This window comes from Pseudanabaena sp. FACHB-1998 (assembly GCF_014696355.1).
In the GTDB taxonomy this organism is placed as follows: domain Bacteria; phylum Cyanobacteriota; class Cyanobacteriia; order Pseudanabaenales; family Pseudanabaenaceae; genus Pseudanabaena.
In genome coordinates this window covers 257,147-277,903 of record NZ_JACJQA010000028.1, presented here as the reverse complement: position 1 = coordinate 277,903, position 20,757 = coordinate 257,147, and the positions used below count along the sequence as shown (strand labels likewise).

17 protein-coding genes are annotated in these 20,757 nt (G+C 43.7%); 11 read left to right on the top strand and 6 right to left on the bottom strand.

From position 1 onward, the window contains the following. Nucleotides 1-207 precede the first annotated feature (207 nt). From H6F42_RS12695 to H6F42_RS12675, 5 genes are all read left to right on the top strand, one after another. Entirely contained in the window at nucleotides 208-855 is a 648-nt protein-coding gene (locus H6F42_RS12695; RefSeq protein ID WP_190399724.1) for a hypothetical protein, read from the top strand. Nucleotides 856-927: 72 nt separating this feature from the next. Continuing rightward, nucleotides 928-1,407 (top strand): hypothetical protein, encoded by a 480-nt coding sequence (locus H6F42_RS12690; protein WP_190399723.1) that lies wholly within the window; start codon nucleotides 928-930, stop codon nucleotides 1,405-1,407. A gap of 42 nt (nucleotides 1,408-1,449) precedes the next feature. Then, nucleotides 1,450-1,845, top strand: coding sequence for a DUF309 domain-containing protein (locus tag H6F42_RS12685; protein ID WP_190399722.1), 396 nt, complete (start codon nucleotides 1,450-1,452; stop codon nucleotides 1,843-1,845). 68 nt (nucleotides 1,846-1,913) lie between these two features. Further along, nucleotides 1,914-6,002, top strand: coding sequence for a cache domain-containing protein (locus H6F42_RS12680; RefSeq protein ID WP_190399721.1), 4,089 nt, complete (start codon nucleotides 1,914-1,916; stop codon nucleotides 6,000-6,002). A 146-nt stretch (nucleotides 6,003-6,148) separates the two neighbouring features. After that, entirely contained in the window at nucleotides 6,149-7,960 is a 1,812-nt protein-coding gene (locus H6F42_RS12675; RefSeq protein ID WP_190399720.1) for a GGDEF domain-containing response regulator, read from the top strand. A 331-nt stretch (nucleotides 7,961-8,291) separates the two neighbouring features. On the opposite strand, the gene H6F42_RS12670 is transcribed toward H6F42_RS12675, so the two are convergent. The 3 genes from H6F42_RS12670 to H6F42_RS12660 all read right to left on the bottom strand — a co-directional run bounded on the left by H6F42_RS12670 (nucleotide 8,292) and on the right by H6F42_RS12660 (nucleotide 11,815). Beyond that, a complete protein-coding gene (locus H6F42_RS12670; RefSeq protein ID WP_190399719.1) occupies nucleotides 8,292-8,957 on the bottom strand; it encodes an ABC transporter ATP-binding protein in 666 nt (221 codons plus the stop codon). Between the two features lie 58 nt (nucleotides 8,958-9,015). After that, nucleotides 9,016-10,218, bottom strand: coding sequence for an ABC transporter permease (locus H6F42_RS12665; protein WP_347272305.1), 1,203 nt, complete (start codon nucleotides 10,216-10,218; stop codon nucleotides 9,016-9,018). 121 nt (nucleotides 10,219-10,339) lie between these two features. Further along, complete coding sequence (locus H6F42_RS12660) at nucleotides 10,340-11,815, bottom strand: efflux RND transporter periplasmic adaptor subunit (RefSeq protein ID WP_242018423.1); 1,476 nt, start codon at nucleotides 11,813-11,815, stop codon at nucleotides 10,340-10,342. A gap of 154 nt (nucleotides 11,816-11,969) precedes the next feature. On the opposite strand from H6F42_RS12660, the gene wecB reads away from it, so the two are divergent. Both wecB and H6F42_RS12650 read left to right on the top strand, forming a co-directional pair. After that, nucleotides 11,970-13,085, top strand: coding sequence for a UDP-N-acetylglucosamine 2-epimerase (non-hydrolyzing) (wecB, locus tag H6F42_RS12655; RefSeq protein ID WP_190399786.1), 1,116 nt, complete (start codon nucleotides 11,970-11,972; stop codon nucleotides 13,083-13,085). 59 nt (nucleotides 13,086-13,144) lie between these two features. Next, nucleotides 13,145-14,527 (top strand): CmpA/NrtA family ABC transporter substrate-binding protein, encoded by a 1,383-nt coding sequence (locus H6F42_RS12650; protein ID WP_190399717.1) that lies wholly within the window; start codon nucleotides 13,145-13,147, stop codon nucleotides 14,525-14,527. An 89-nt stretch (nucleotides 14,528-14,616) separates the two neighbouring features. Here H6F42_RS12650 and sds read toward each other — a convergent pair whose 3' ends face one another. Further along, nucleotides 14,617-15,600, bottom strand: a complete 984-nt coding sequence (sds, locus tag H6F42_RS12645; RefSeq protein ID WP_190399716.1) for a solanesyl diphosphate synthase — start codon at nucleotides 15,598-15,600, stop codon at nucleotides 14,617-14,619. Nucleotides 15,601-15,705: 105 nt separating this feature from the next. Further along, entirely contained in the window at nucleotides 15,706-15,831 is a 126-nt protein-coding gene (locus H6F42_RS22135; protein WP_277873861.1) for a hypothetical protein, read from the bottom strand. Nucleotides 15,832-15,932: 101 nt separating this feature from the next. Here H6F42_RS22135 and H6F42_RS12640 point away from each other — a divergent pair, with 101 nt between their 5' ends. The 4 genes from H6F42_RS12640 to H6F42_RS12625 all read left to right on the top strand — a co-directional run bounded on the left by H6F42_RS12640 (nucleotide 15,933) and on the right by H6F42_RS12625 (nucleotide 20,064). Next, nucleotides 15,933-16,685 (top strand): response regulator transcription factor, encoded by a 753-nt coding sequence (locus H6F42_RS12640; protein ID WP_190399785.1) that lies wholly within the window; start codon nucleotides 15,933-15,935, stop codon nucleotides 16,683-16,685. Nucleotides 16,686-16,974: 289 nt separating this feature from the next. After that, nucleotides 16,975-18,351: a glycogen synthase GlgA gene (gene glgA, locus H6F42_RS12635; protein ID WP_190399715.1), complete on the top strand. Its 1,377-nt coding sequence runs from the start codon at nucleotides 16,975-16,977 to the stop codon at nucleotides 18,349-18,351. 218 nt (nucleotides 18,352-18,569) lie between these two features. Then, nucleotides 18,570-19,475 (top strand): hypothetical protein, encoded by a 906-nt coding sequence (locus tag H6F42_RS12630; RefSeq protein WP_190399714.1) that lies wholly within the window; start codon nucleotides 18,570-18,572, stop codon nucleotides 19,473-19,475. Between the two features lie 163 nt (nucleotides 19,476-19,638). Next, on the top strand, nucleotides 19,639-20,064 hold the full coding sequence (locus tag H6F42_RS12625) for a hypothetical protein (RefSeq protein WP_190399784.1): 426 nt from the start codon (nucleotides 19,639-19,641) through the stop codon (nucleotides 20,062-20,064). A 151-nt stretch (nucleotides 20,065-20,215) separates the two neighbouring features. On the opposite strand, the gene H6F42_RS12620 is transcribed toward H6F42_RS12625, so the two are convergent. Further along, complete coding sequence (locus H6F42_RS12620) at nucleotides 20,216-20,734, bottom strand: FKBP-type peptidyl-prolyl cis-trans isomerase (protein ID WP_190399713.1); 519 nt, start codon at nucleotides 20,732-20,734, stop codon at nucleotides 20,216-20,218. Nucleotides 20,735-20,757 lie beyond the last annotated feature (23 nt).

Below are 20,757 nucleotides of genomic sequence, written 5' to 3'. Positions count from 1 at the left end.
AGGACAAAAATCTGGAAAAATGTTGCAAGATTTAGTTCGTAGACAAATTGGTGTTAACTTATTGGTGTTAGCTTAAAGCAGGTCAATAAGCATATTAGAACTGTCTATAAACTAGGTTTTTTCTATGCTGAGCTTGCAAAAAAGTATTCTTAGGCATTTTTTAGACATTTTTAGGTATTTTTTGAGGCGATTAGTGCGAGTAAGCATATGGCTGTTAATGTTAGTGATTCTTTGTTTGAGCAAATCCTCGCATATCTACGCACGAGGACAGAATCCAGCGATCGCGTTGCTCAAAACTTGCTAAGAACCCTAGAAACCCTCACTAGTAATTCTTCTACAAATTCTGTTACAAAGTCAGCCAGCGATCGCATTGAAGATGTTGCCGCGCAGTTTGGGCAGAAGTTATTTGAAGCATGGAAAGAACTTGCTGATTTACAGGTTGGTGAAAATTATTGGAGTTATCCTGTCATGTTTGAAGATTTGGCGGAGACGATGGAGATCTCGGTCGATCGCTTTGTGCAGTATCTAGCCAATATCCAGATTGGTAGTTTGCAACTAATTCAAGGACGGGGCTATAACTATCAAGTCAATGGGCAGCAAGCAGCTTCACTAACTTTTCATTCGGCTCCCACCCTCAAGAAGGCAGCTATTCCGAACTTGACTGAAAAGAAGCAAGAAACGGGTTCTAAAAATAAAGCTTTCAAGGTTGGCGATCGCGTTTGTGTAAATGCTAATCGTCAGCAGTACGCCAATCACAAGGGAGTTGTTGAGCAAGTTATTAGTGTTAGCTGTCGAGTGAAGCTCGATAATGGCTGGACTGCCTTTCTACCCAACCATTGTTTAGATCATATATAAAGAAAGAAAAGGCTTGCTTCGCAAGCCTTTTCTTTCTTTATATATGATGGACTTATCCAATTAATGACAGTTATGACCTTTGAAGAAGCGATCGCCTATACCGAAGCCTTACTATCGCGTAGCGATCTAGATGAGGTGAGTCTAGAAACTGAAATAGCTCAGCTTGTCCAAACATCTAATGGGGCAAGAGGTTTTTTTGTATGCTTTCTCACAGGTGAATGGCAACTTGCCGATGCCCCTAGCCCTAGCGTGATTCGCGCTTTGCAATCGGCTCCTGACGCGATCGCCGAATTACTAGTCAAAAATTTAGCAATGTCTACGGCGATGGCAATTACCCACCGTCGTTCGGGTCATGAAGATCAAGCCCAAGGTTCCGATCGCGTCGCACGTCGTACGGCTCTTTTAATTGAGAAGGTTGATCTTGCGGAAGTTCGCACCATTGCAATCACCATGAAGGATTCGGCGCTCAACAATAGCGGTGAATACGTTAATTTTTTGGACAAGTGGGGATATGATGCGGAGCAGAAACAAGCGATCGCGCAAATACTCTAAATACTGGAAATGGTCAGCGCAGGGACTCTAAGGGAATTTGAAATGGAAAATGCGATGTTTGGAGAAGCGATCGCCCAATTTAATAATGGCGACTATTACACCTGTCACGATACCCTAGAGGCGATTTGGAATGATGCTTGGCAAAGCGATCGGGCTTTTTATCAAGGGATTTTACAAATTGCGGTGGGACTATATCATTTAAGCAATGCTAATTGGCATGGCGCGACAATTCTATTAGGCGAAGGCACAAGTCGCTTACCTGCCTATCTGCCTGATTATCAATCCATTGATGTGGAAACTCTGTTAGAAGATAGTTTAGAAATATTACGCACTGTCCAGATCAGTGGTAAAGAAGGAATAGCCAATGTGCTAAAAAGTATTGAGCAGGGAGATATTAAAATTCCTAAAATCATTCACTTATATAGCAATTCCCAATGATTTAAGAGAGTATGCCCCAAAGGGCGCACTCTTTTAAATCATTGAAGATTTTTCCAAGGAGTATCGCTGTGGTTCAACCATCTCGCAAACATCCCCTGAAATTAATTTTAATTAGCCAATTTGTGATCTTGATTGTGGGTATATCAGGGTTGATGGCTTGGCTATCATGGCGTAGCGAACAGGAGACCGTGGCGAACTTAGTCGGTCAACTTCAAGATGAGATCGGCGATCGCATCGAACAGAAGTTAACATTCTATTTAGAAACTCCGCATTTAATTAATAAAATTAATGCCGATGCGTTGAAGCAGGGTTTTTTTAAGCCGCAGGGACAGGCTAGTGAAACCTATCTTTGGAGACAGATCCAGAATTTTCCTAGCGTATCTTGGATTTATTATGGGGGAGAGAAGGCTGGGGAATTTATCGGAATTACACGCCTCGATAAGAGGCAAAGTCCAGAGCGATCGCTGCAATTAGCGGTGAATATGAATGGCTTTCAGCGCTATTACTACAACCTCGATCAACAGGGAAATCGGGTGGAAACTAAGCGAAAACCTGAATTTTATGACGCAAGACAACGTCCTTGGTATCGATCGGCAATCAAGACTAATCAACCTAGTTGGAGTCCCATTTATCCCGATTCGACTTTACCCGATCAAGTCATCACCGCGACTCTGCCTATCTACAACACCCAGAATGAGCGAATTGGCGTTTTAGGTGCAGACTTTTCCTTAGAAAATATTTGTCAATTTTTGCAAGAATTACAGATTGGCAAATCAGGACAAGCTTTTATCCTTGAACCCTCAGGGCTATTAGTGGCTAGCTCCAAGTCTCATCCAGAGCAAGCGATCGCTAATCAATCATCACCTAAGTCTAGAATGCTTGTCAAAAATAGCAGTCAGCCCATGATTAGAGATGCGGCTAATTATCTAGAACAACAGGTGGGGAGTTTAGAGAAAATAAACACTGAGCAGAATCTCAATTTCTGGTCGGAAGGGAAACATGTTTTCCTGAAAGTATTACCCTATCGCGATCAACGGGGGCTTAATTGGCTAATTGCCGTAGCTATGCCTGAGTCTGACTTTACAGAACAGATCGATGTCAAGCGAAAAACTACGATTTTGTTGACTTGTTTAGCCCTTGGGAGTGCGATCGCCTTGGGGCTTTTCACTACGCAATATATTAATAAATCCTTGCGTCGCCTAACCTTGGCAAGCCAAGCCCTTGCCAATGGAGAACTAGAACGGGAAGTCCCCACCACTAAGATTAAGGAACTTGATCTTCTCTCTCAAGCCTTTAATCAAATGGCAACTCAATTAAAGCAATCCTTTGCAGAATTAGAAAATGCTAATGAGGGTTTAGAACGGCGGATTCAAGAGCGTACTTTAGATTTACAGACCTCACAAGAGAAGTTTAGGAGTTTAATTTCTAATCTCACGGGGATTCTCTATCGTTGCTCTTGCGATCGCGATTGGACAATGGAGTTTTTAGGCGGAGCCGTTACGGAAATTACTGGCTATCAACCTCAAGACTTTATTGGCAATACCAAACGCACTTGGGCAAGCATCATTCATCCTGAAGATCGGGAGATGGTGGAAAGAGTTGTCGATGAAGCTTTAATTTGCCGCCATCCCTATATTATTGAATTCCGCATTATTGATGCCCAAGGCAATATCCATTGGTTGTACGAGAAGGGACAAGGGGTATTCAGCAACGACCAATTGCTCTGGCTCGATGGAGCAATTTTTGATATTAGCGATCGCAAACAAGTTGAATCTCAACTCCTTGAGCGCGTCCATCTGTCGATCTTGATGGCGGAAATTGGAGCAGCTTCTACCCAAATGATTACCTTAGAAGAAGTCATTCAATCCTATGTGGAATCCCTATGGCGACATATGCAAGTAGCTTTTGCCCATATTTGGACAATTAATGTCCGAGGGGATGCATTAGAGATCCAAGCAAGTGCGGGTCAGTTTAATCAAATCGATAGCAACCGCCTTCGCTTGCTCATCCCTTCGGACAAAATCTTGGCGATTATTAAAGGAAGTCTCCAACCACTCCTCACAGAAATAATTTTTGATGAGTTAACGGAAGCCGATCAAGTATGGCTCCAAAATGAAGGGATTGTATCCATCGTCGGATTTCCTCTAATGCTAAAAGATAGAGGTATTGGCGTGATGCTATTAATCTCCCAATCCCATCTTCGTATGGATATTCAAATTATCGAATCCGTAGCCAATGCGATCGCCATCGGGATTGATCGCAAGCAATCGGAGGAAAAGCTTAAAACCACCAATGCGGAAATGACGGCTCTATTTGCTGCCATGGATGAAGTGATCTTAGTGCGCGATCGCTTAGGAAGAATTATCAAAATTCCCCAAACTCGGCGCGAGTTAGTAAGCTGGCTCATCCCCGAAGAAGTACTTGGCAAATTACCATCGGAAATTTATCCTCCCGAATATGTGGAACTATTAACCACCCATATCCAGAAGGTATTAGATACTCAACAAACTTCTCATATCGAATACGCTTTGCCATCAAGTAGAGGTAACGATCAGCACCTGCTTTGGTGGGATGCGAGTATTTCGCCAATCGATCAAGATACGGTGATTTGGGTCGCCACGGATATTAGCGATCGCAAAAAAACTGAACAACAACTCAAGCAAGCAAAACAAATAGCTGAAGACGCTAGCCACGCTAAGGGGCAGTTTTTAGCCAATATGAGCCATGAACTAAGAACGCCGCTCAATGCCATCCTTGGATTTACACAACTGATGGCGCGGGATACAGGATTGCGCGATAGCCACCGATCCTATCTACGGATTATCTATGACAGTGGCGAACATTTACTGGAATTAATTAATGATGTTTTAGATATGTCCAAAATTGAATCTGGACGCATCAGCTTAAATCTCAATAGCTTTGACCTCTACCATTTACTCGATACCCTAGAGAAAATGTTTCGGCTTAAAGCTAATTCTAAGTCTTTGCAATTAACCTTTAAGCGATCGCGAGAAACTCCGCAATGGATTAATACCGATGAAGGAAAATTACGACAGATTTTAATAAATCTACTTAGCAATGCGATTAAATTTACCAATGTAGGTTCCATTACCTTATCCGTGGAAGTCTTAGACCCAAGGGACAGTTTTCTAGAATTAGCCAACCTAGAAAACTTAGCCAATAATGATCTCGAGCCTCCTCCTATGGATTCCCCTATCTTTTTAAGATTGGCGATCGCGGACACGGGTGATGGGATTCCATCTCATCTCTTAGAAAAGATTTTTGAAGCCTTTGAGCAAACCGATATCGGTAAACTTGCCTCCGAAGGTACAGGGCTGGGCTTACCAATTAGCCGTAAATTTGCCGAATTATTAGGAGGTGCAATTACAGTCACCAGCAAATTAGGTAATGGCAGCGTTTTTCGGCTCCTCCTGCCTATCCACATCCCCCCAAGCAGTACGATTGCGGAGCGATCGCCCGAACGCTATGTGATGGGTTTAGCTCCTAATCAGTCCGAATATCGGCTCCTAGTGGTAGAAGATCGTTGGGAAAGTCGGCACTTATTGGTTAAGTTGCTAGAAGCTGTAGGCTTCCAAGTCCGCGAAGCAGAAAATGGCGCTCAAGCGATCGCGATTTGGGAGGAATGGCAACCACACCTAATCTGGATGGATATGCGGATGCCCGTTATGGACGGATATGAAGCCACCCGCCAGATTAAATCCCATCTCAAGGGACAGGCTACGGTGATTATTGCCCTCACAGCCAGTGCCTTGGAAGAGGAGAAAGCGATTATTCTATCGGCAGGTTGCGATGATTTTGTGCGTAAACCTTTTCGGGAGTCGCTCATTTTAGATAAATTAGCCGAGTATTTAGGGGTAATTTATCTATACGAAACGGAGACCGATAGAACTAAAAACGAGAGTGATGATTTAGCGATCTTAGAATCTAATCTCCAAGCTCATCTCTGTCACATGTCCGATAGTTGGAATGCTCGACTTTATCAAGCCGCCACCCTTGCCGACAATGAATTAATCGCAGATTTAATCAAGGAAATTCCCATAAATAACACTGTTTTAATTCAGTCTTTAGTCAGCCTTGTCGATAATTTTTGCTATACTCAGCTTATGAATTTAACGCAGCAAGCTCTTGAAAACTGAAAAGATATTTGCCCCGCTTCGCGCTATAAATATCTTTTCAGTTTTATAAATCAACCAGAGCAGCGATCGCCATAAACGCAATAAAATATTCAATGACTAGTCATTTAAAGGGCTTTAAGTAATAACTTCATGGGTGCGGCTAACCAATGACTAGAGAATACAGTGGAGACATACTCATAGTTGACGATACGCCCAATAACTTGCGGTTTCTATCAACAACTTTGACCGAGCAGGGCTATAAAGTTCGTAGCGTAACCGACGGCTTAATGGCTATGACCGTAGCCCAAGCCGCTAAGCCCGATCTGATTTTGCTAGACATCATGATGCCGAATATTGATGGCTACGAAGTCTGCCAGCGCCTCAAGGCAAATGAGCAGACCTGTGATATTCCTGTGATTTTTCTGAGTGCCTTAGATGAGGTGTTGGACAAAGTCAAAGCCTTTAGTGTGGGGGGAGTTGACTATATTACTAAGCCCTTTCAGCTAGAAGAAGTTTTAGCGCGTATCCAAACCCATTTGAGCTTGCGTGAAGCTCAAAAAGAAATTAACAAACTCAATGCCGAACTTGAGCTACGTGTGCGCCAACGTACTGCCCAACTCGAAAAAGAAATCGCCGAGCGTTTACAAGTCCAAGAAAGACTTTTGCATCTAGCTTTGCATGATGTCCTCACAGGTCTACCAAACCGCACTTGGTTTATGAAGAATTTAGAGCAGTTACTTCAGCAGGTACATCAGCAGACTGGCTCACATTTTGCGGTTTTATTTTTAGATTGCGATCGCTTTCAGTCTGTCAATGATTCCTTGGGGCATTTAGTAGGCGATCAACTATTGGTGCTAATTGCAAGGCGCATTGAGTTATGCCTTCGCCCCGGCACTACCCTTTGTCGGCTCGGCGGCGATGAGTTTACGATCTTGCTCCAAGATATCCATGCGCCCGAAGAAGCAACTAAAATCGCCAATGATATTCATCGGGAACTAGCGACTCCCTTTCAAATAGGGGTCTATCAAGTATTTACGAATGTCAGTATTGGCATTGTCATGGGCAATGAAATATACAAACAACCTGAGCATATTTTGCGGGATGCTGATACTGCCATGTATCGCGCCAAGGCAAATGGCAAGGCTTGTTATCAATTGTTTGAGCCAACTATGCATCGACGGGCTTTTAGCAATTTTCAGCTAGAGTCAGAACTCAGGCAAGCCATAGAACGCAATGAGCTAATCACTTATTTCCAACCAATAGTGGAATTAAAAACTAACAAAATCACTTCCTTTGAAGCTTTAGTTCGATGGAATCAACCCCTGAAAGGAATCATCACTCCCAATAATTTTATTCCGATCGCTGAGGAGACGGGGTTAGTAACAGCGATCGATTTATTTGTGTTACGCCAAGCTTGTCAGCAGTTGAGAAGTTGGCAAAATGAGGGAATTTGCGAACTATCTCTAACCATGAGTGTTAATCTCTCGGTGAAACACTTCATGAGTTTTAATTTGCTAGAGCAGATCGATCTAATTTTGCTGGAAACAAATATTGATGGGCAGTGCTTAAGGCTGGAGATTACGGAAAGTGACATTATGGAAAATGCGGGGTTTGCAGGCAGGATCATTGAGCAGTTACAAGAGCGTCATATTCAATTAAGTATTGATGACTTTGGCACAGGTTACTCTTCGCTTAGTTATCTTCATCGCCTACCCATCGACCATCTAAAAATAGATCGTTCTTTTATTATGAGAATTGGGAAGCATGGGAAGAATGTGGAAATTATTAGAGCGATTATTGCTTTAGCTAAGAGTCTTGATATGTGTACGATCGCGGAAGGTGTGGAAACGCAAGAGCAACTAGATCAAATTTGCGAACTAAATTGTGATTTCTGTCAGGGTTATTTATTTTCTAAACCTCTGAGTGCTGAAGCCGCTAGAGATTTATTAATCAAAGGTATAGTTAGCCCTTCGCAATAAAGTCCAAAGAGGAAGGCGGTGCTTCGCGCCGCCTTCCTCTCTGGACTTTATTGCACTTTCCAATCAAATGATTGAAAGCCTTAAGAGATCCCCCTCAATCCCCCTTAAAAAGGGGGAAGAATTTAATTCTCCCCCCTTTTTAAGGGCGTTCATATACTTGACACACCAAATATCTAGAACCCCCTCTAACTCCCCCTTGGAAGGGGGAGAACTCAGACTTCCCCCCTTCCAAGGGGGGACTGAGGGGGGTAAGAATTTGTAAAGTGTGTCAAGTATATTAACGCCTTTTTAAGGAGGGCTGGGGGGATCTAGACAATTCTTAAATGGTTTCTTAAGTCGAGCAGATTAACCCATCTTGAATACGAATAATGCGGCGAGTTCTTTCAGCGACATCTGGCTCGTGAGTTACTAACACAATCGTAATCCCTTGCTCATTTAAGTCAGCCAGCAAATTCATCACCTCATGGGATGTTTGCGTGTCTAAGGCTCCCGTTGGCTCATCGGCAAGAATTAAGGCAGGTCGATTGGCTAAGGCGCGAGCGATCGCGACCCGTTGCTGTTGTCCACCTGATAGTTGATTAGGACGATTAGCCATGCGATCGCCAAGTCCCACTTTCGTTAAGGCTTCAGTGGCAAGACGACAACGCTTCTCTTTGGGAATATTAGAATAAATCATCGGCAACATCACATTCTCAATCGCCGTGGAACGCGATAGTAGATTAAATTGCTGAAATACAAATCCAATGCGACGATTGCGAATATAGGCGAGTTCATCATCGTTATAGGTGGTTAACTCTCGATCTTCGAGATAATATTTCCCTTTAGTCGGGCGATCGAGGCAGCCGATGATATTCATAAGGGTGGATTTGCCTGAGCCTGACATCCCCATGATTGCGGCATATTCTCCTGACTGAATTTCGAGATCTATCCCTTTGAGAACGGGAACATCAACTTCACCGAGTCGGTAGGCTTTGCGGATATTTTCTAAACGAATCATAATATTTCTCACTAATTTTCGGTTTCGATGCGAAGCATCGAAACCGAAAATAATTTTGCTAATCACTTCTAAGGGCTTGAATAGGATCGAGCTTGGCAGCACTACGGGCGGGAATTACCCCGGCCACTAGTCCCACAATCATCGATAAGCCGAAACCAGCCAAAACTGCCCAAATTGATATCAGAAAAGGAAATTGAAAAATTGTTGCTGATCCATAGGCGATCGCTACTCCTAAGCCAATCCCCACTATTCCCCCCAGCCCTGAAACTAAAATAGCCTCAGTCAGAAACTGATTGAGAATCGCGGCTCGCGTTGCTCCTAGAGCTTTGCGTACCCCGATTTCGCGAGTACGCTCGACCACAGAAACTAGCATGATATTGGCGATGCCGATCCCGCCAACGATTAGGGATATAGCGGCGATCGCGCCGACCATGAGAGTTAGCAATCCGACAATATTTGTAAAGGCACTGACAATATCCGTTTGATTGACAATCCGAAAGTCATCGGGCTGAGGTGGGTAAATCTTGTGGCGCAGACGTAAGAGATTAGTTAATTGGAATTGAGCCGCTTCGATTTCTGATTCATCAAGAGCTTGTACCCAAAAACCACTTACGGAAATCCCTTGCAAAGCATTATTACCAACCTGTCGAGCTGACATATTTTTTAAAGGAATATATACGCGATCGTCCTGATCGAAACCTCCAGCCGAACCCTTCGGTTCCATCACTCCAATTACTTGATATTGTTCTCCCTGAATCCTAACTCTTTCACCTAGAGCATTTTCTCCTCCAAACAAATCAGAGCGAACCTTTGCCCCAAGAACGATCACTGACTTCGCATTATCAATGTCTGCCTGCTCGAAATATCTTCCCTCATTTGGGAAAGTATTGCGAATTGGAGAATAATTAATATCTGTTCCAATTACAGATGTAGAAGTGTTTTGACCTCCATAGGCTACTTGACGGGTTCGCTGCAAATAAGGAGATACTAGCTTAACCGCAGGTGCTTTTGCCACAGCTTGAGCATCCTCTAAGGTTAAAGCAGAAGCAGATCCACCTCCCTGATTAATCCCACCTATCCGCGCTGAACCTGTGAGGACATTAATCGAATTTGTGCCAAGGGCTTGTAGCTGAGTTTCTGTAGCCTTTTGAATCCCTTGCCCTACAGATGTAATCGCAATTACGGCTGCGATACCAATAATTACGCCCAGCATGGTTAGAGCCGTTCGTAAACGATTATTCCATAGAGATTCCGCCGCCATCGTCAGGATTTCGGCAAAGGGAACCTTGGCGACTTTAATCCGTGATTTAGCGATCGGTGTTTTCGGTTGAGACTTCGATAATTGCATAGCTTTTGAGCGACTCTCTGATGATTGCTGTTCCTCAACCTCTACTTCTCTGCGGCGAAGGCGATAGCCCCGGAATTCCGCTAGGATTAGAGCGGGGGCGAGATCCTTCAGGAAAAGATACATATATCTTTTCGTTACCAGTTAAGCCAGACTTAACTTCCGTTTTGTCATCAACGGTGACACCTGTTTCAATGGGAGTAAATACAGGAGTTTCACTCTGATCGGTTTTAACGTAAACACCTGTACTACCCTGCTGTCTGACGATCCCCACTGTCGGCACAACTAAAATATCTTTGAGTTGCCCTGCTTTAAATTCCAAACTCGCATTCATCCCCGATCGCAACATTTTCTTGTCCTGAGAAGTAATTTCGGCTTTAACTTCAAAGCTAGTTACATTCTGGTTCACGATCGCCTGTGGAGAAATGGAAACGACCCGACCACGGAATTTTTTATTAGGATAGGCATCAACTTGGAGAGACACCTCCTGCCCGATCGCTATCTGAGCAATATTCGACTCCGCCACATTTGCCACAACTTGATTGTTACTCGCTAGAGCCAAAATCGAAGAAGCGGTTGCCGAACTCACCGAACTGCCTGAAGTCGTCGGAGTCACGAAGGCTCCGGGGTCTGCATATTTTCTCACCACCACGCCATCAAAGGGAGCGCGAATAATCGTATCCTCCAATTGCGATTGCACCGATTGCAGCGAACCTGCGGCGGCTACAACTTGCGCCTCGGCACGATCTATTTCTTCAGGACGCGCTCCCGCCTGTTGCAAAGATAAGGCTTCTCTCGCTTGGTTTACCCTCGCACTATTGGCTTCCGTCGTGGTTCTCGCACTATCGAGATCCCGTGAGGCGATCGCCCCTTCTTTGTAAAGCTGTTGATTTTGGCGATAGACAATCTCTGATTGTTCCAGCGTCGCCAAAGCATTGTTGAGGTTTGCTCGAGCTTGGGCAATATCTTGAGAACGATTTCCCGCTTTTAATAATTCTAAACTTGCTTGGGCGGAGGCTAACTGACCATCCGCCTGCGTAATTTGCCCCAGAGTATTCGACTCATCCATATAGGCAAGAATCTGCCCCGCAGTTACGCTTTGCCCTTCTTTCACCAATAAGCTCTTGAGTCTTCCCGAACTTTTAGGGCTAACGTTGATCGACTTCTCAGGCTGAATAGTTCCGTTTGCGGTGACAATAATTGGCAGATCGACGCGCTTAACCGTAATCAAACGATCGCGCTTACGACTTCCTTGATTAATGGCGGGTGCGGTCATTTGGGTGTAGGCATAGTAGCCGCCGCCACCCAGTGCCGCTAAGACTAAAACGATCGCCACAGGTTTCCACCAACGTCCTATAAATGATTTTGGAGGAATATCAAGTTCATCAGAGGAAATGGATAAGTCCTCAGTTGTATTTACTTCCTTGGGTTCTAGCTGTTTCTCTGATTGCATAGAAGTTATGTTAATAGCTAAAGGCTTTAGACTCTTATACTCGATAAAACGTTCATTCATAGAAATTTCTGATTGGACAAATCTCAATAAATTTTTTGAAAGTGTTACAGAGTAAGACTTTCAAAAAATTTATTGGGCTTTGGGTGGGAGCGCAAAGCGCTGGATGTGGCTACATTGGTATAATTTGCCAGATTAACTATTTCTAAGAGAGATTATTTTGCCAAACCAATTTCATGTCTGTATTACCCTAGGCACTCGCCCCGAGGCAATTAAACTAGCACCTGTAATTCACACTTTCCAAAATAGCCCTTTATTTAAAACTTCCGTAGTCTCAACGGGGCAGCATCGCGAGATGGTAGAGCAGGTGATGCAATTATTTAAACTTAAGGCGGATTATGACCTAGAGATCATGAAGCCAAAGCAAACTCTCACGGAGATTACCTGCAATAGCTTAGTGGGATTAGAGAATCTCTATAAAGAAATTAAACCTGATATGGTGTTAGTCCAAGGCGATACGACCACCGCCTTTGCCGCCGCTTTAGCTGCCTTTTATCAGCAAATTCCTATCGGTCATGTCGAAGCAGGATTGCGGACAGACAATCTCTTCAATCCTTTTCCTGAAGAAGCCAATCGCCGCCTAGTTTCCCAAATCGCCCAACTCCATTTTGCGCCTACAGGGGCCTCTGTAGCGAATTTGCAAACATCGGGAGTGAAAATAGGAATTCACAATACAGGAAATACGGTAATTGATGCTTTGCTCTATGTGTCAGGGCGATCGCCTCAATGCGAAATTCAGGGCTTAGATTGGGCAAGCCATCGGGTTATCCTTGCCACGGTGCATCGTCGCGAAAATTGGGGACAACCGTTAGAGCAGATTATGCAAGCTTGGTTAAAGATCTTGGCGGATTTCCCTGATGTGGCGTTGGTGTTACCGATGCATCTTAATCCTGTGGTGCGAGAGCCTTTAAAAACAACCCTAGGCAATCATCCGCGCATTTTTTTAATTGAACCATTGGACTATGAACAGCTGGTCGGCGCGATGCAACGTTGTTATCTGATCATGAGTGATTCGGGCGGATTGCAAGAGGAGGCTCCGAGTCTTGGTAAACCTGTGTTAGTCTTGCGAACTACTACGGAGCGCCCTGAAGCGGTTACCGCAGGTACAAGTAAGCTGGTCGGCACAGAAAGCGAGGATATTGTGGCAGCCGCCTCTAAGTTATTAGGCGATCGCCAAGCCTATGAGCAAATGGCAAATATTGCCAACCCTTTTGGCGATGGTCAATCGAGTCAGCGTATCCTAGAGCTAGTGCATTCATTTTTAGCAAAATAATTTCAAGGTTTTGAGAAGGTAGCTTTTCCCTTTCTCAAAACCTTGAATTGAGCAATTGTATGAATCAACTTTCTCGAAGAAAATTTTTAACAACCTTAGGAGTTGCGGCTAGCTCAGTAGTGCTGAGTAACTGCGCCTCAAAACCTCCAGCTATTCAGCCATTTCCTAATGATCTCTACGGAGGAGCTTCCGATATTCCCGAAGTGCAATCTGTCCGTTTGGGAATTATTCCTTCTATTGAAGTTGCACCTTTATTAGTCGCTCAGAACCAGAAACTCTTTGCTAAATATGGGATGACTAATGTGGAGTTAGTGCCTTTTGCATCTTGGCAAGAAATTAGCGATCGCACAGAATTAGGGAGTGAGAATGATGGCATCGATGGCGGACATTTCTATAGTCCTTTGCCTGAACTTCTCAATGAAGGCTTGATCAAACGCTATAACCGCAAAACTGCGATGTATACCTTGATGCGACTCCATACGCATGGCGGCTATATTGTCGTTTCCCAAAGATTACGCCCCTTTGGAATTCAAGTCCAACGCGCTCCTTTTACTCCATTTCAGAATGTAGCAAAGCTATTTGGTAGCCCGATGAATTGCGCGATCGCCGAATTTGGGAGTAACTACGATCTCTGGCTACGCTATTGGCTAGCATCCATGAGTATTATTCCAAAACTAAATATTGACATTCTAGAAATTCCCTTTGATGAACTGATACCTCAAATCAAACAGAATAAAGCAGATTTGCTCTGTCTCGATAGCTGGCATACGCTTAAGCTCTCCGAAACAAAGTTAGCCTATCCCGCGATCGCTACTGCCGAGATTTGGCATAATCACCCAGGGGAAGTGCTAGCAATGCGTGCGGATTGGGTGGATAAATATCCCATTGCCACACAGGCGCTTATTCAAGGAATTATGGAGGCGCAAATTTGGTGTGATGATCCCAATAATGCGAAGGAGCTAAATACTTTGCTAGCCTTGAGTTTTAGCAATAGTCGAAACTTAATTTCCCAACCCCTGCAAATGTTTTCGCAATTATTCAAAAATAGTCCAAGGCAATTTAAGCCTAAAAATAAAAGTGAAAGTAAAAATGAAAACAAAAGTGAAAGTAAAGGCGATCGCTTTCAGCAATATCCCATCAAATATTGGTCAAATGATGGAATTTCTGTGTCTTATCCCTATAAAAGCCATGACCTCTGGTTCCTGACCGAATATCGACGATGGGGGCTATTAACGAATATGAAAGAAATAAAAGAAACTATCGATGCGGTCAACCGTGAGGATCTTTGGAAAAATGCGGCAAAGGCGATTGGGGTTCCTGATACAAATATTCCAATTGCTACTTCGCGAGGAGTAGAAGTATTTTTCGACAGTGCGGTTTTCGATCCCAATGAACCTGATAAATATCTAGCCAACAAGGTCAATGGCATTTCCCCATCCTAGCGATCGCACCAATAATTAGGAGTGCGCGGCTTCGCAGCGCACTCCTAATTATTGATGGGAGGGTGGCGCTTTACGCCCTCCTCCTTACCTTAATACAAGCGATCAAGAACGTAGTTAGTTAACCCAATAAGAGATTGCTTAGGAGCCGAAGATGGTAGCCACTCGATCGCCGTTAGCGCCGACTTGACATGACTCTTCGCCAGTTCACGCGATCGCGAAATTCCCTCGCTACTATAAACGAGTTCTAGCGCCTTATCTAAATCCCCTTCTTCACTAAATTCACGCTCAATCAAGCCGCGCAATTGAGGATATTCTTCTAAAGCAAATAATACAGGAGCCGTTAAATTACCTTGCTTGAGGTCAGAGCCTGCGGGTTTGCCCAAAGTCTCCGTGGAACTGGTGAAATCGAGAATATCATCGACCACCTGAAAGGCGATCCCAAAATGCTTGCCAAAGTTAAATAGCTGCTCCGCCTGTACTTGGCTCACCCCACTGAGGACACCTGCCGCCTTGGCACTACCTGCCATCAAAGAAGCCGTCTTATAAAAACTCTTCTCTAAATAATCCTCTAGAGTCAAACTGCTATCAAAGGCTGTGAGGCTTTGACGAATTTCTCCCTCAGCAAAGTCGGTAATTACCTTAGAAAGCAACTTCACCACTTCAAGGTGATCTAAATTGGCAAGATACCAAGAAGCTTGGGCAAAGAGGAAATCCCCAGCAAGCACTGCGATGCGATTACCAAAACTATTGTTAACAGTAGGCATCCCCCGTCTGAGTTCAGCCGAGTCAATGACATCATCATGCACTAAGCTCGCTGTATGGATCATTTCTGTAATTTCGGCGAGACGGCGATGGCGAGAGGTGATATCGCGATCGCTCATTGTCGCCCGTGAAGCTAGCAGTACCAAAGCTGGGCGCATACTTTTGCCTTTTGCCTCAAACAAATGCTCGGCGGCGGCATAAAGAATTGGATGTCTTGCCCCAACCAACTGCTTCAGGTTATCCGTGAGAGTACGCAAGTCATCCTTGACTGGTGCAAAAAGTTCGGTGACAGAAGTAGTTGGAAGGCTCATGCGAATAAACCAGATTTTATATCAATTTTTACATATCTTCATATATTGTATGAGTAATGTTGTAAGAGTTGAAGACAGAGTAAGGTTGTTTTAGCGATCGTCAACCTATATCAGCATATAGATGACGCTAAATAGCTGATAATCTGTACCTACTATTCCTTTAGCCAGAAATTTCTTAGCGATCGCCACAAAGTCTAGATAACGGATATAGAGCCAAGCTTTTCTCTTCACCTCTAGTATTTGAGAGCTATCTGTAGGAAAAATTGCTATAGGATATATTATTCAACACACTCTATTAATCCAATCGTTTATAGATGGAACTTTGACTGATGATGCCTAGGCTGCTATTGATCGATGATGATCCAATAATCTCTGAAATGGTTACGCTAAACCTTGAACATGCTGGTTATCAAGTCACTCAAGCAAGCGATGGCATTAAAGGACAAGCTCTTGCCATTCAGTTAATGCCCGACATGATCATCCTTGATCTGATGCTGCCAAGGGTTGATGGTTTTACAGTTTGCCAAAGATTACGCCGCGACGAACGGACTAGAGAAATTCCTGTAATGATGCTCACCGCAATGGGACAAACCCAAGACAAGGTTGAGGGTTTTAACGCAGGTGCTGATGACTATCTGACTAAGCCCTTTGAGCTTGAGGAAATGCTCGCAAGGGTACGTGCTTTATTGCGGCGCACTAACCGCATAATTGACACAGCAAAACATGGAGAAATTTTAATTTTTGGTTCTCTAACCCTTGTTCCTGAACGTTTTGAAGCAATTTGGTTTAATAAAACTGTCAAGCTTACGCATTTAGAATTTGAGCTACTGCATTGTCTATTGCAACGACATGGTCAGACCGTATCACCTAGCGAAATCCTCAAAGAAGTCTGGGGTTATGAGCCTGATGATGATATTGAAACCATTCGCGTCCATATTCGCCACCTTCGCACCAAGCTAGAACCCGATCCCCGTCATCCTAAATACATTAAGACTGTTTATGGTGCAGGCTATTGTCTAGAGCTACCTCATGATAATGAGACTAGCCAAGAGACTGTTCAAGAAGAGGCGGTAGCAGTTGAATAAACAAACAAAAGGATGCATGGGCATCCTTTTGTTTGTTTTCTTAGCCACAAAACTAAAAAGAGGGTTGTAGTGCTTTGCACTGCAACCCTCTTTTTAGTTTTGTTACTACATAAAAATTACTGCTGTAGCGATCGCTCTATGCCTGAAAATAATTACAGCACTTATGGATCAAACAACCGACCAGCGATTTTTTGAAAGTGTTACGAAGCAACACTTTCAAAAAATCCCTTGATTTGAGTTTGAGCGCAAAGCGCTGTAGATAGCCTGAAATACGAGTAATGATCAACGAATGAAAATTTTATTTGCGGCGGCTGAAGTTGCTCCTCTCGCCAAAGTTGGCGGTATGGCAGATGTGGTAGGCGCACTCCCACCAATTCTCAAGAAGATGGGACATGACGTGCGGATCATCATGCCTTACTACGGTGTGATTCCAGACAAACTGAAAGAAAATCCTGAATGGATCTGGAAAGGCTATGCCATGTTTCAGGAATTTGATATCTTTCAGACAGTTTTACCAGGAACAGATGTCCCCCTCTACCTTGTGGGGCATGGTTCATTTATTCCCTCACGCATCTACGGTGGCGAAGACGAAGATTGGCGGTTCACGATGTTTGCCAATGCTGTCGCTGAATTCTCGTGGAACTATTGGAAACCGAATTTAATTCATTGCCATGATTGGCATACAGGGATGATTCCTGTGTGGATGCACCAAGTATCAGACGTTGGTACTGTTTTTACAATTCATAATCTTGCCTATCAAGGTCCTTGGAAATGGTTTTTAGATAAAATCACTTGGACTCCTTGGTATATGGATGCTCATAACACGATGGCAGCAGGGATCAAATATGCCGATCGCGTTAATACCGTCTCGCCCACCTATGCTCAGCAGATCTGCACATCAGCCTATGGCGAAGGATTAGAGAGCTTGCTATCATTCCTCAAACCTTGGGGCATTTTGAACGGGATCGATCTGGAAGCGGAAGATCCAGCCACTGATCCTGCTTTAGTCCAAAACTATTCCGTAGACACCCTTGAAGATCGCATCGCCAACAAAATTGCTCTACAAAAAGAATTAGGTTTAGTGGTAAGTCCTGATACCTTTCTCATCGGGATGGTGGGACGCTTGGTAGAGCAGAAGGGAATCGATTTGCTCCTCCAAATCCTAGAGCGCTATATGGCTTATACCGACGCGCAGTTTGTGGTCTTAGGAACAGGCGATCGCTACTACGAATCGCAACTATGGCAAATCGCGGCTCGTTACCCTGGTCGTATGTCTGCCCAGATTTTATTTAACTCGGCACTATCCCATCGAGTTTATGCGGGTACGGATGCCTTTTTAATGCCTAGTCGCTTCGAGCCTTGCGGCATCAGTCAGCTAATTTCTTTGCGCTATGGTTCCGTACCCATTGTGCGTCGTACTGGCGGTTTAGTCGATACAGTTTCTTTCCACGATCCGATCAACCAATTAGGTACAGGCTTTAGCTTCGATCGCTACGAGCCATTGGATATGTATACCTGCATGGTGAGAGCATGGGAAAGCTACCGCTATACGGATGCGTGGAAGTTATTACAACAACGCGGCATGAACAGTAACTTTAGTTGGCAAGCCTCCGCCGAAAAATATGTTCAGCTATATCGCTCAATTCCCGGCTTAGAATCCGCCTAATTTCTATTGCTGTAAGGCAATTAAGTAATTAAACCAATCCCAAGATATTTTTTGAAAGTCTTGCTAAGCAAGACTTTCAAAAAATATCTTGGATTTTAGCCAAGTAATCAAGAAGGGATACCACACACACCTTCTTGATTACTTAGCTAAAAAGTTGATAAAGCACTGTAAAATCACTATAAAAACTTCATTCAATAGAACCTTCAGGCCACTTATCAATGCGTCAGTTTCCTGTTATCCTTATCCCCCCCGAAGTACAGCGAATCGCTCAGTCCAGACCTGTTGCGCCTGATTTTAACATTGAACTCCCTAGTGTTCCTTCCTATCGCCAGCCTAAGCCAATCCATATACAGGAGGCGCTATTTCTGACTATTGGGCTGGTCATTGTAGTGGCTTTAGTTACTTTGATTGCTAAGGAATTAGGAATAATTTTGCTTATAGTTGGCACAATATCTATTATTTTTAGAATTAGATATCAGTTCCAATCCTATAAAAGACGCTACAAAAAGCATCAAGATACTTTTCAACGCTATTTAGCCAAGCTAGAAGCCTATTCTCACGACGAAATTAAGTACCAAAGAGAGTTGGCGATTCTTCACGCACCAGAGAGAATACAAGCATTTCGCCATGAGCAGTTTAAGAGTTTTTTTGAAAAGCTGCCTCCCGCCGAAAATGCGATCGCCCTACGTGAAGCTAGTAATCCCTTTGGTAATGCCAAGCCGAGTGACGCAGAAGCGATCGAAGGCGTTATTTACTATTTTGGAATTACTCTTCAGCAATACCTATCGGGAACGCTCTATCAAGGCTTAAAGCTATATATTCCCAGCATTGATTATGATTGGTCTCCTGCATTGGCTTATATCGATCCTGAGTTGAATTTGCACATTGCGATCGAAATTAGTTTCCCTTCAGACAATGCGGCAATAATTATGCGAAATGACCTTGCAGAGAGATATTTGGTTGATTCTGGGTGGATTATTATTAAATTCTCTCAAGAACAAATCTTACGAAACTCGGCAGAATGTTGCAAAGAATTCGCAAAGCTACTTGACCGTTTAAGTTTTGATTCCACAGTTTTAGAAAACTTTGCGGATACTCCAGATCTCGCACCAATCAAGTATTAAAAATAAAGGCGGCGCAATGCGCCGCCTTTATTTTTGTGTTTTATTACTATAACAATCGCTACAGCGATCGCTACTTAACACGTCTATTGTAGGTAGATGCTAGAATCAGCTACCAAAAGCTGAGAAGGCTTTGTTTTGTAGGTTTTGTGTGAGGGTACTGCCCGTGAATGCTGCCGAACAAGCTAGAAATGTCGAAATAGCGACTAAAATTGCCACGATTGTCAATTTGTTTAAAGAAATTTATCCTGCGGCGCGATCTGATTTAAAACCTTGGATTAATAATTCAGATACGCGCAAATTACTTGATCCTGACTCAATTGATGTGGGCTTCCACTTTCCGGGGGTAAGTTGGCGACTTAAAGTCCGATCCATTCTCTTTCAAATAAGACTCTATGAAGATCCTGTGGATGGAGATATGCGTGCGATCGGTATGGAAGCGAGCGGACATGACTACAAAGGCGAGCGTTGGCGATTTTCGACGGTAGATAATTGGCAATTTTTTGGTGATACCTTGCCCATGGATGATGGAGCCGAAAATTTGCGCCAATTTAGTAGGCAAACCCTTGAGGTGTTTAACAAAAGCACGTAATTTTAAAAGTACAAAATGTCGTAGACATTTTGTACTTTTAAAATCATTACTGGATTTTTTTTAAGACTTCACAAAAGTGTTGTCCCACTTTCGTGAATTAAAAAACAAAGAGAGTTGCGGCATTGCCGTAACTCTCTCGCAAAGCTTTCGATTAAGAAATACGCAATAGCTCTACATCAAAAATCAAGGTCGCATTAGGAGGAATCACCCCACCTGCTCCACGAGCGCCATAACCCAGATCAGGCGGAATAATCAAGGTGTAGCGATCGCCAACACGCATCAAGCTCAAACCTTCATCCCATCCCTTAATGACTTGACCAACGCCAAGCTTGAAGGAAAAAGGACTATTGCGATCGCGAGAACTATCGAACTTGCTGCCATCTTCGAGCGTACCCGTATAATGCACAATTACCGTGTCACCCTTTTTAGGTGTAGCACCTGTACCAGACGTGATCACTTGGTATTTAAGACCAGTGCCAGTTTCTTTGACTTCAGAATCACTCATACTAATTAAAGGGGCTGCTGCTACTTTTACTTCTGTTTGGTTTGGCGCACCCGTTGAAGGCGCTCCACTACTAGCAACTGCTGGCTGTCCACCTGTAATTTGAGCAACTACAATGACCAGTACAGCAACTGCCATAATGCCAAAGCTAATCAAAATTCCTTTCAAGGCTATATCTCCAATCAATTACG